The 11,262-nt window shown below is 70.7% G+C and carries 10 protein-coding genes and 1 pseudogene; 5 read left to right on the top strand and 6 right to left on the bottom strand.

What is annotated here, in order from left to right:
• The first annotated feature begins 71 nt into the window (after positions 1-71).
• A complete protein-coding gene (locus D7Y15_RS45345) occupies positions 72-224 on the top strand; it encodes a hypothetical protein (protein WP_199745983.1) in 153 nt (50 codons plus the stop codon).
• On the opposite strand, the gene D7Y15_RS25020 is transcribed toward D7Y15_RS45345, so the two are convergent.
• Positions 225-1,151: a S9 family peptidase gene (locus D7Y15_RS25020; RefSeq protein WP_158629105.1), complete on the bottom strand. Its 927-nt coding sequence runs from the start codon at positions 1,149-1,151 to the stop codon at positions 225-227.
• Positions 1,152-1,558: 407 nt separating this feature from the next.
• Between D7Y15_RS25020 and D7Y15_RS25015 the strand changes: the two genes are divergently transcribed.
• From D7Y15_RS25015 to D7Y15_RS25005, 3 genes are read left to right on the top strand one after another with little or no spacing between them, the layout of a single operon-like run.
• Entirely contained in the window at positions 1,559-2,851 is a 1,293-nt protein-coding gene (locus D7Y15_RS25015) for an O-acetylhomoserine aminocarboxypropyltransferase/cysteine synthase family protein (RefSeq protein WP_120578663.1), read from the top strand.
• A gap of 4 nt (positions 2,852-2,855) precedes the next feature.
• The gene (locus D7Y15_RS25010) at positions 2,856-4,193 is read left to right on the top strand and encodes an alpha/beta fold hydrolase (protein ID WP_120578662.1); all 1,338 of its coding nucleotides are present in this window, start codon (positions 2,856-2,858) and stop codon (positions 4,191-4,193) included.
• Complete coding sequence (locus D7Y15_RS25005) at positions 4,190-6,703, top strand: bifunctional aspartate kinase/homoserine dehydrogenase I (protein ID WP_158629104.1); 2,514 nt, start codon at positions 4,190-4,192, stop codon at positions 6,701-6,703. Before D7Y15_RS25010 ends, D7Y15_RS25005 begins: the two co-directional genes overlap by 4 nt.
• A 3-nt stretch (positions 6,704-6,706) precedes the next feature.
• On the opposite strand, the gene D7Y15_RS25000 is transcribed toward D7Y15_RS25005, so the two are convergent.
• Together D7Y15_RS25000 and D7Y15_RS24995 are read right to left on the bottom strand one after the other, a co-directional pair.
• Positions 6,707-7,459 (bottom strand): transglycosylase SLT domain-containing protein, encoded by a 753-nt coding sequence (locus D7Y15_RS25000; protein WP_121754152.1) that lies wholly within the window; start codon positions 7,457-7,459, stop codon positions 6,707-6,709.
• 199 nt (positions 7,460-7,658) lie between these two features.
• Positions 7,659-8,348, bottom strand: a complete 690-nt coding sequence (locus D7Y15_RS24995; RefSeq protein WP_126933514.1) for a hypothetical protein — start codon at positions 8,346-8,348, stop codon at positions 7,659-7,661.
• Positions 8,349-8,397: 49 nt separating this feature from the next.
• Here D7Y15_RS24995 and D7Y15_RS24990 point away from each other — a divergent pair, with 49 nt between their 5' ends.
• Entirely contained in the window at positions 8,398-8,682 is a 285-nt protein-coding gene (locus D7Y15_RS24990) for a hypothetical protein (RefSeq protein ID WP_120578658.1), read from the top strand.
• A 36-nt stretch (positions 8,683-8,718) separates the two neighbouring features.
• Here the strand turns inward: D7Y15_RS24990 and D7Y15_RS24985 are convergent, their stop codons facing one another.
• From D7Y15_RS24985 to D7Y15_RS24975, 3 genes and pseudogenes are all read right to left on the bottom strand, one after another.
• Entirely contained in the window at positions 8,719-9,810 is a 1,092-nt protein-coding gene (locus D7Y15_RS24985) for a TrkA family potassium uptake protein (RefSeq protein ID WP_120578657.1), read from the bottom strand.
• Positions 9,811-9,822: 12 nt separating this feature from the next.
• Positions 9,823-11,028, bottom strand: a complete 1,206-nt coding sequence (locus D7Y15_RS24980) for a twin-arginine translocase subunit TatC (RefSeq protein ID WP_120578656.1) — start codon at positions 11,026-11,028, stop codon at positions 9,823-9,825.
• Positions 11,029-11,067: 39 nt separating this feature from the next.
• A pseudogene (locus D7Y15_RS24975) lies at positions 11,068-11,262 on the bottom strand (Sec-independent protein translocase TatB); the annotation flags it as partial.

Here is an 11,262-nt window from a genome sequence, read left to right as displayed (position 1 = left end):
CTCCCGACTCGGGACTGAGAGGATTCCCCCCCCCGGACCGGAGGTGAAGGACCGGCCGGGTGGGAATGACAATGACTTACAGCCGCTGCGCGGCGGGTAACCGCTCACTGCGGGAGCGGCTTGAAGGCACCCCGTCCGTGGCCGCATGGTTCGAGCGCGTGAAGGCCCAGCCCGGCTTCCTGGGCCCCGTGCCGCCCTACTCCGCGAACGCGCACGTTCGCTGACTACTCCTGCTCAGCGGCCACGGCCTCGCGGACCTCCGCGTCCGTGAGCCGCACCGTGGGCGCGTCCGCCTTCGCCTCCATGAGCCGCTTCGCCAGCAACTCCGTCACGGGCGCGAGCACGCTGAAGTGCGTGGCTCCCGGCACCGCGAGGAACGACAGCGGCGCGCCCTTCGCCGCCACGCGCAGCGGTTCGAACGCATCCATGTTGCCGTGGTCCGAGCCATCGATGACCTGCGTGGGCACGCGCAGGTGCTCCACGTAGCTCACTGGATTTCGCAGCCACAGCTCCGTCCCCCGGGCCTGTCCCAGCAGCGGGACATAGTGCGCGTACTCGGACACGTCGTGCGTCGGACCGAACGCATAAGCCCCCTTCAACCGGGGTGACAGGACCGCCGCCATCAACGCCACCGTGCCGCCCGTGCTGTGCCCCGCCACGTAGATGCGCGCGGGATCCACGTCCGGACGCTGCGCCACGAAGTCGATGGCCGCGACCACGTCATCCACCTCGCCCAGGAAGTACTCCCGCGCGCCGGGGTTGTCGTCCGACCCGCGCAGCGACGGCAGCATCAACACCAGCCCGGCTTCGCGGAAGGCTCGCGCGCTCTGATCATTGCTCCGGGGCGAAGGCGCCCACGCGAAGCCGTCGATCCCGAAGTCCATGCCGCCGTGGATCCACACCACCGCCGGCCGCTTCGCGCCCTCGCGCACGGGCGTGACGTAGGCCGCGTTGCTGCCCAGCGGCGAGGGATAGCGCACCAGCTCGAAGAGTTCCTTCGGCGGCGTGGGCGCGGGAGCGCGCTGCGTGGGCTCCACCTTCAACTGCGTGCGGAAGCTCTTGCGAATGTTCACGGACGTGGGCGGCGCGGGCTTGGAGCACGCGGCGAGGAACAGACAGGCCAACAGGAGGACAGGACGGGAGGACGTCATTCTGGGAATACGCAGTGAATCGGTGTCACGGGTCCGCGACACATGCGGTGCTGTTCTGGAGGGTGGCTTGACAGCTCGCGCCATCGCGTCTACTTCTTCTCGCAGAATGTTCGTCATCTCCGCCATGTGCATGTGTTCGATGCCTGTTCCGGGTGGGCCCAAGCCCGCCGCGGCCGGCTGACGCACAGCCTGCCTCTGGCGAGCCAACCGGAGCCCACCCACCCGCGAGGGTCGGTGGGCTTCGTCGTTCCGGGCCTCCGCTCTCGCACCCCTGCCGAGGAGCGTCGCAGCGCCCGCCGTGTCCTGAAGTCCTCCCCACCGCCCGCAGTGCCCTGACGTCCCCACCACCCGTCCGCCTTCACGCACGCGCGTTCCTTCCGGAGCGACGCGAACAGGAGTCCCTTGCCATGAGCACGCCCAACAACGAACGCCCGCTGCACCCCGACACACTCGCGCTGCACGCCGGCTATTCGCCCGACCCCACCACGGGCGCTCGCGCGGTGCCCATCTACCAGACGACGAGCTACCGCTTCCGCGACGCGGACCACGCCGCCGCGCTCTTCGGCCTCAAGGAGTTCGGCAACATCTACACGCGCATCATGAACCCCACGACGGACGTCTTCGAGAAGCGCATCGCCGCGCTCGAAGGTGGCGTGGGCGCGCTCGCGGTCGCGTCCGGACAGGCCGCGCAGACGCTGGGCATCCTCAACATCCTCAAGACGGGGGATGAAATCGTCTCCGGCGCCAGCCTCTACGGCGGCACGTACAACCTCTTCAAGGTGACGCTCCCGCGCCTGGGCATCACCACGAAGTTCGTGGACGCGGGCAACGCGGACGCGTTCCGCCAGGCCATTGGCCCGAAGACGAAGGCGCTCTACCTGGAGTCCCTGGGCAATCCGCGCCTGGACGTGCCGGACTTCGACGCCATTGGCGCCGTGGCGCGCGAGGCGGGCCTGCCCCTCTTCGTGGACAACACCGCGCTGTCCCCGGCCCTCTTCAACCCGCTGCGCCACGGCGCGAACATCGTGCTGCACAGCGCGACGAAGTACATCGGCGGCCACGGCACCTCCATTGGCGGCGTCATCGTGGACGGCGGCAACTTCCCCTGGGAGAACGGCAAGTTCCCGGAGCTGACCGAGCCCAACCCCGGCTACCACGGCCTGCGCCTGCGTGAAGCCTTCGGGCCCGCGGCCTTCATCCTCAAGGCCCGCCTGGAGGGCCTGCGCGACCTGGGCCCCGCGCTCAGCCCCTTCAACGCGCACGCGTTCATCCTGGGCCTGGAGACGCTGCGGCTGCGGCTGGAGCGCCACTCGCAGAACGCGCTCGCGGTGGCGAAGTGGCTCAAGCAGCACAAGAAGGTGGAGTGGGTGCGCTACCCGGGCCTGGAGGACGACCCCTCGTTCCTCAACGCGAAGAAGTACCTGCAGGGCGGCTTCGGCGGGCTCGTCACCTTCGGCGTGAAGGGCGGGCTGTCCGCCGGGCGCAAGGTGATTGACGGCGTGAAGCTGTGGAGCCTGCTCGCGAACATCGGTGACACGCGCTCGCTCATCATCCACCCCGCGTCCACCACGCACGAACAGCTCACCCCGGCGGAGCGCGCCAGCACGGGCGTCACCGACGACCTGGTGCGCCTGTCCGTGGGCATCGAGCACCTGGACGACATCGTGGCCGATCTCGATCAGGCCCTGAGCGCGGTCTGACGCCATGCGACCCGTGAGGCCTGGCCAGGAAATCCCCCCGCGCGCGGAGACCCCGCGCGTCTTCGACATATCGCTGCCGGACCTGCCGCTGGAGGCCGGCGCCCGCGTGGCGCCCCACCTCGTGCGCGGCTGGTGGTGGGGGCCCCCGGAGGACCTCGCGTGGTTGCAGTCCCGCGCCCGAGTGCATTCCGAGGAAGCGGCGCGCGAAGGCCGGCTGCGCGTGGTGCGGAGGACCGCCTCCGAGCTGCGCGACGCCGCCATCGACGCGCGCCGCACCGGTCCCCGCCGCACGCCGGATCCGGTGCCCACCGTGCTGCTGGTGCACGCGCTCACCGGAGACATGAACGCCGGTGGAGAAGGCGGCTGGTGGGCCCCCGTCATCGGGCCTGGCCGGCCGCTGGACCCTTCGCGCGTGCGGCTGTTGTGCTTCAACAACCTGGGCTCCTGCTACGGCACCTCCGGCCCCGCGGACGAGGGCTTCCCGCAGCGCACCGACGACACGCGCTTCGGCCCGGCGCCGGTGCTGTCCAAGGGAGACCTGCGCCTGGATGAGCGGAGCCTGCCCGCGACCCTTACGCCGTGGGACCAGGCGCGCTCCATCCTCGCGGCGCTGGACGCGCTGGGCGTGGACGAGGTGGCGCTCGTCACCGGCGGTTCGCTGGGCGGCATGGTGGTGCTGTGCCTTGCGGCGCTGGCACCGGAGCGCTTCCAACGCATGGTGCCCATCGCGACGGCGGAGGCCGCGTCCGCGTGGGTGGTGGGCTGGAACCACGTGGCCCGGCAGGCCGTCCTGCTGGACCCCGAGTACCCCGAGTCCCCCCGGCGCGGCCTGGAGCTGGCGCGGCAGCTGGCGACGCTCACCTATCGCGCGGAGGCCGGACTGGAGGCGCTCCAGCCGCGTCCGCAGGCGTGGTCGTCACGCGCGCTGTACCCGGTGGAGAGCTACCTGGAGTACCAGGGCGCGAAGCTGGAGGCGCGCTTCGACGCGCGAGCGTACCTGGCGCTGCTGGGCGCCATGGATCATCACGACCTCACGCGCGTGCCCACGCCAAACGGTGGGCCCGGCGTGGACCGCATCCGCGCGAGCACGCTCACCATCGGCATCGACCGGGACGCGCTCTTCCCGCCCGAGCACATGAAGAACCTGTCCCGCCGCCTGCGCGCGCAGGGACTGCATGCCGAATACGCGGCCCTGTGCAGCGTGCACGGCCACGACGGCTTCCTCATCGAATGGGACGCGCTCGCGCCCCTGCTGGTCCGCGCGCTGGCCCTGCCTCCGGGCGTGGGCCGCGACGCCCGCATTTCATCCACTGCCGGCGTCCGCGCCCGGAAGACTTCATGACCGCCCCTGTGAGCATCACCCGTTACGCCCCCTTCCTGCTCGACACCGCCCAGGGACTCGCGTCCGTGGCCACGCACCTGTCGCGCCGCGACGCGGGCAACACGCGCGCAGCCATCGTGTCCTCACCACCCTGGCTCGCGGCGGGGCTGGAGTCCGCGCTGTCCATCGCGTTGAAGGGCAACTCCACGCTGGCCCGGCAGGAGCTGGATGGCCTGCTCGCGCGCGGCCTGTTGATGCTGGAGGAGGCCGAGCGCCGGTTGGGTGCGCCCCCGGGCTCCACGTCGGTGGAGGCGGACGGCACGCGCACACTCGCGTCCCTGCTGGAGCCCGCACGCCGCGCGCTGGATGGCGCGAGTCTGGTGCGCGAGCGGCGGCCCGCGCTGGAGGACGTGGTGCGTGGCACCGGCGAGCGGCTGACGGCGGCGCTGCTGGCGAAGTTGCTCGGTGCGCGCGGCGTGCCGTCGCTCGAGGTGGACGCGGCGGACTGGACGGTGACGGAGGGTGAGCCTGGGCAGGCACGAGTGAACCGCGAGCACACTCGCGCCCGGGTGGCCACGCTGCGGCCTTCGTGGGAGGGGCGGCTGACGTTGCACGCGGGTGGCCGGGGGACGGCGGTGGATGGCCGCTCCACGACGCTGGGCGTGGAGGGCGCGGACGAGACGGCGGCCGTGCTGTCCGTGCTGCTGGGCACGCCGCTGACGCTGTGGACGGACGTGCCCGGCGTGATGACGGCGGATCCACTGCACGTGGCGGATGCGCGGCCAGTGCCGCACCTGAGCTACACGGAGGCGCTGGAGCTGGTGTACCTGGGCCTGCCCACACTGCACCCGCGCGCGCTGTCCACGCTGCGCGACGCGGACATCCCGCTGCGCGTGCGTCACCTGCAACAACCTGACGAACCCGGCACGCTCATCGACGTGCGCGGCGCGGGCAACGGCACCGTGCCCACGTGCGTGGTGTCCCTGGAGGATCTGGCGCTGCTGGGCCTGGAGGGAGGCACGGAGGAAGCGGCGCGGCCGGTGGGGCCTCGCGCGTTGCAGGCGCTGGAGGCCGCGGGCATCGACGCGTGGATGGCGGCGCAGTCGTCGCCGGGGCGCTCAGTGGCGGTGGTGCTGAGACGGGCGCACGCGGCCCGCGCGGAGGAAGTGCTGCGGCGGGAGCTGGCACCGGAGCTGGAACGCGGAGCCTTGCAGCCGCCGCAGGTGCGCGCGCCGGTGACGCAGGTGGCGCTGGTGGCGGAGGCCATGGGTCAGGGCGCCAATGTGGCGGGACGGCTGTTCCAACCGTTGGGCGCGCTGGGCGTCAACGTGCGCGCCATCGCGCAGACGGCGAGCGCTCGCTCCATCTCGTTCATCGTGGATGGGGCAGAGACAGCGCTGACGGTGCGCACGGTGCACGCGGCCTTCCACTTCTCGCATGAAGAGGTGAGCCTGCTGGTGCTGGGCCATGGCGTGGTGGGCAGCCAGCTGCTGGAGCAACTGCGCACGTTGCAGGAGACGCTGGCGCAGGGGCACGGCATCCAGCTCAACCTGGTAGGGCTCGCGGACAGCCGGCGGGTGCTCTTCTCGCCGGAGGGCATCCCGCTGAAGCAGTGGCGCGAGCGCATCGAAGCCGTGCCCGAAGGCGCGTCGCCGCCCGTGGTGCGCGCGCTGCTGGAGCCGCTGCGCCGGTTGCCCGTGCCGGTGCTGGTGGACTGCACGGCGGCATCGGGCATGGAGGAGCTGTACCTGGAGGCGTTCCGCAGCGGCATCCACGTGGTGGCGGCGAACAAGAAGCCGCTGACGCAGCCGCTCGAGGTCTGGGAGCGGCTGCGCAGCACGGCGCACCTGAACCACCGCGCGTACCACTACGAGACGACGGTGGGCGCGGGACTGCCGGTCATCCAGACGCTGAAGGACCTGGTGCGCACGGGGGACCGGGTGCACGGCGTGGAGGGTTCGTTCTCCGGGACGCTCGGCTACTTGAGCCAGCAGCTGATGGAGGGGGTGCCGCTGTCGAAGGCGGTGCGCACGGCGCGAGAGAAGGGCTTCACGGAGCCGCACCCTCGCGAGGACCTGGCGGGCACGGACGCCGCGCGCAAGGCGCTCATCCTCGCGCGTGAGCAGGGCTTGAACCTGTCGCTGGAGGACGTGGAGGTGGAGCCCTTCGTCCCGCGCGAGTACCTGGAGGAGGCGGACGTGGAGCGCTTCCTCACGGGGCTGGAGAAGCTGGACCGGACGTTCACCTCGCGCATCGAGGGACTCCGCGCGGAGGGCAAGGTGCTGCGCTACCTGGCGCGCATCGACCCGGCGGCGAAGGACGGGCCGGTGCTGCGGGTGGGTCCGGTGGCCGTGCCGAAGGAGCATCCGGCGACGCGGCTGCGCGGCTCGGAGGCGTTCGTGGCCTTCTCCACCGAGCGCTACGCGGACTACCCGTTGCTGGTCCAGGGCGCGGGGGCAGGCGGCCCTGTCACTGCGGCGGGCGTCCTCGCGGACATCCTGAAGATCGCCCAGAACCTGCGGGGGCGGTGAGGCTCAGTAGCCCACGTAGCCGCTGCCGCCATTCATCGCCTGGATGCCCGGCGTGTTCGACACGGAGCCGTAGCGGTCCACCGAGTAGCGAACGGCCGCGACGATGTTGTCCACCGGGTTGCGGATGTTGTCGTGGCCCGGGACCTTGTACGCGTCGAACGTCGGCTGGATGGTCTGCATCAGGCCGATGGAGGGGTGGCCGTCCTTGGCGTTCTGGTCCCAGAGGTTGATGGCGTTCGGGTCGCCGCTGGACTCGTGCTGGATGATCTTCGCGATGTCCTGCGGGTTCATCTTCTCCACCGGGACGCCGTTGGCCTTGAGGATGTCCATGGCCTGCTTGATCCAATCGCCCACTTCGCCCTTCGGAACGTCGCCCGAGGGGCTGGCCGACGGAGTGGAGCCGGACGACTGAGCGGCTCCGGTCTGGAACGAGTCACCCGCGCCAGGCACACCGCCCGTGCTGGACGCACCGTCGACGCTGGGGGCGCCGCCCATCTGGGTCTGGAGCAGCTGGACGAGCTGCTGCAGCTGCTTCACCACGTCCTCGAGCCCCTCCGCGAACTGCTTCCACTGCGCGCCCTTCGCGGGGCCCGCGCTGAAGCCATCCTGCTGGAACTGGGACGCCAGGTTCGAACCCGGCTTCTGGCAGGAGCCGCCCTGCACGCGGCCGCCGGACACGGCATCCGGACGGGAAGCGAAGTCCTGCGAGGGGACGCGGAAGGAAGCGGCGCGGGCGGAGGTGGGCGCGATGGCCATGGGATTTCCTCGGGAGCTTGAGTGCGGCTGACGAGGAACACCTACAGCAGGGGACATGCCAACCCATGGGCTGACACCTGCTTGAGGCCAAGTGCTTGAGTTCCTTGAGGCAGCGCGAGGCGCGGTGGGACGAACCGGGGCCCGTCCCTGGTGACTGGAGTCACCGCTCGCCAACAGCGGTCACCAGTCGCGATGCGCCCTACTTCGTGCGCCCGGAGGGCTTCCGACGCCCGGCCCGCGAGGGCTTCACGGTCTTCTTCGCGACCGGAGCCTTCTTCGCGACCGGAGCCTTCTTCGCGACCGGAGCCTTCTTCACGGCCCGAGGCAGCTTCGTGGCCACGGCCTTCTTCGTGCCTCGCGCGGGGCCGTGCTTCTTCAGCAAGGCCGCGCCCTGCTCCGCGAGGCCCTGCTCCAGCGAGGGAGGCTTCTTCGCGCCCTTCTTCCCCGGGGGCTCGCGCGTCAGAGCCCCTTCGCGGGTCACCTCCACGGTCCTTCCGGAGAAGGCGCTCCAGCCCTCCAGTGCACGCGTCCAGCGCGCCAGCAGCGCTTCACGAGTGTCCGCGTCCGGCAGTCCTTCCGCGTGCAGCGCCACGGTGACGCCATGCACCGACGGCAGCACGCGAAGCTGCACGGTGCGCGCCCGGGGCCACTCGTCACGCTCCAGTCGCAGGCGGAGCTGCTTGGGAGGAACCTGACGCACCACCTGGATGCGCGTCCCATCCACGAGCGCGACCTGCTCGCCTTCCGTCAGCGCCTGGGCGCAGGCCCCCACCCAGCGGACCAACCCTGACGCCTCGCCCCAGGCGGCCCAGGCCATCTCCGAGCCCACCGCGAAGGAGCGCCGTACTCCTGCCTGATATCCACCATTCGCCGTCCGACCTGTCGACATGGACCTTTCCTGTCTGTCTGATCTGGCTTCCCCCATCCGAGAGGAACCGATGCGCCACCTTCCGCCTGGCCTGCTGTGCATGGGAGCCCTGCTGTTGACCGCATGTGGCGCGGACAGCACCGGGGGTTCCCCCGCGACGAACCTGGCGACGACCGAGCAAGCCATCCTCCCGGACTGCGCGACCGACCCGCATCACTCCGTCAACTTCTACAGCGACCACACCCGGACGACCGAGGTCGGATGGCGAGGCTGCACCTGCGATGGAGAGGAGATCAACCTGGGGCAGGCCACGTCCTGGTACACGGTCAGCTACACGCCGTTGTCCTGTCCCTGAAGCACGGCGGCCGCCCCCTCCCGCCAGGAGGAGGGCTCACCCCGTGGGGCGGTAGCCCGGCATGAGGAAGTTGTCGTGGTCCGCGTACGCCGGCGCGTCCGCCTCACCGGTGAAGGCGCGCAGGGTGCAGTACTCCGGATACGACGCCTGGACGGTGATCTGATCCCCCACCTGGAGGACCACGTCACCGTTCGGGTGCAGCGTCTCCTCCTCGCCCCGGATGAGCGACAGCGCCAGCCCGCCGAAGCGGTCGCGCACCTGGGAGATGTTCATCCCCGGCAGTCCGTCCCGCACCACGAACAGCGACACCACCATCAGGTGCTTGCCGATGCGGAACGAGTGGACGAGCCGCGGATCCAACGCCGCCAGCGCCATGGCGGGCGCGGCCAGCGAGGAGCTGGACAGGGCCTCCGCCTTGAACGTGTCGCGCACCTTCGCGCCCAGGTCGTCGTCGAACAGGCGGATGACCACGCGGATGCCGGGGTTCAGCCGCCGCGCGTCCAACGCGATGTTCAGGTTCGCCAGGTCGTCGTCCGTGGCGCAGACGATGGCGGACGCCTTCTTCACGTGGGTGCGCGGCAGGCACAGCGGGCTGCGCGTGTCGTCGATGAGCAGCGGGATGTTCTCGTCGCGCAGCGCGGACACGAACGTCGCGTCCTCGCGCTTCTCCACCACGACGACGTCCTTGCCCATCTCCCGCAGCTGCGTCACCACGCGGTAGCCCACGCGTCCCGCGCCGCACACGACGACGTGGCCCTTCATCGTTTCGGACACCACGGTGACCCACTCCTTGTCGTTCTTGTGCCGCGCGAAGAAGAGGTACGCGAAGCGCACCACGCCATCCACCACCAGCGCGATGCTGACCGGCGGGATGAGGATGTTGAGCGTCTCCACGAACCAGTCGCTCACGTAGGGCAGCGACGGCTGGCCGAAGAGCAGGAAGTAGACGTGGTGCAGCGCCTCTCCGTAGGAGATGCGGTCCCCGCCCGGCCCCACGTAGCGCCAGTGGTACAGCGCCGGCCCCACCCCGAAGATGACCGCCGCGAGCAGCAACGTGCTGCGGAACCTCCGCGACAGCGCGCGCAGGTACCGCAGGTCCATCATCAGGCGCGCGGCAGGGCTCTTCATGCGCGCGGGAGTCTACGCCGCCGGGGTGATGTCCGTGGAGGCTTCCGCCTTCGCACGGCGTTTCTCGATGAGCCACACCGCCAACACGCCCAGCTCGTAGCAGAGCAGCATGGGGCCGGCCATGAGCGACAGGTTCACCACGTCACCCGTGGGCGTCAGCACCGCCGCCGCGATGAGGCACACCACGAACGCGTGGCGCTGGTAGCGGATGAGGAAGCTCGACTGCACCACCCCGACGATGCCCAGCAGCGCCATCACCAGCGGCAATTCGAAGATGACGCCGAAGGCGAGGATGAGCAGCAGCACCAGCGACAGCTGCTCGTTCATGGTCAGCATGGGCCGCGTCCAGCGCGCCGCCTCGGCTTCCGCGTGGCCCTTGGCCAGCTCCTTCTGCAGCCGCCACAGGCCGGACATCTCCTCCGCTCGCGTGGGCGCCACGCCCGCGAGCAGGCTGGCCGCCTGGTCCATGGCGGCCTCCGACGCGACGTAGTCCTGCTTGCCGAAGGCCGTCACCGCCTCCACGCGCTTCTCCACCGCCTGGCGCAGCACGCCGCGCGCGGGCACGCCCAGCCCATCCGCGGCGGCGTCCAGCAGGTCGCCCAGGCCCTTGAGGCGCGCGGTGAGCTCCACGCTCTTCGCGGACGCCACCTCCGGGTCCTTCACCTGGCCCTCACCGGCGGCCGTCAGCACGGCGCTGGTCTCCTTGGCCACGTGGCCGGCGCGCTCCACTTCGCCAATGCGCAGGAAGCGCAGCGCGTCCTCGCCGCCCATGCGCGCGGTGTCCAGGCGCTGCTCCAGGGCGAGCGTCTCCTCCTCGTTGAGGAGGAACTTGAACATGGAGGGCAGCACCAGGAAGTAGCAGAACATCGAGCCCACGATGAACGCGACGGAGCCCAGCACCACGAAGGGCGACGCGTACTTGCGCTCCTCCGGGTAGAGGCCCGGCGCCACGAAGCCCCAGATCTGCCAGAGGATGACGGGCGTGGTGAGGAAGATGCCGCAGTACACGCCCACCTTCATCAGCACGTTGATTTCTTCGATGCCGGATGTGTAGACGAGCGAGCGCCCTTCCGGGGGCAGCGCGTCCAGCACCGGCCGCATCAACACGCCGAAGATGGGCTTGGCGAAGATGAGCGACACGGCGCCCAGCACGAGCACCGCGAGCGAACACTTCACGAGCCGCGAGCGCAGCTCCGTGAGGTGCTCCGCCAGGCTCATCCGGAAATCCGACAGGTCAACCCCTTGGCGATTCAGGGCTCAGCTCCGTTTCGGCGCGTTGCGCGCCACCGTGCCCGGGATGGGGGCGAGTTGCGGAAGGCCGTTCTCGTCCTGCGCCGGCGCCGCACCCGTCTGCTCTGCGGCCTGCGTGCCGGTGGCGGGCTCAGCGTCCACGGCGGCCTCGGCGGGCGCGGGCACGTTCTCGGGGTCCACCGTCGCGGTGAGCGCGGGGGC

The sequence above is a fragment of the Corallococcus sp. AB030 genome (assembly GCF_003668965.1).
Classification (GTDB): Bacteria; Myxococcota; Myxococcia; order Myxococcales; family Myxococcaceae; genus Corallococcus; species Corallococcus exiguus.
The sequence above is the reverse complement of the archived record's forward strand: the minus strand, read 5'-3'. Positions and strand labels throughout refer to the sequence as shown.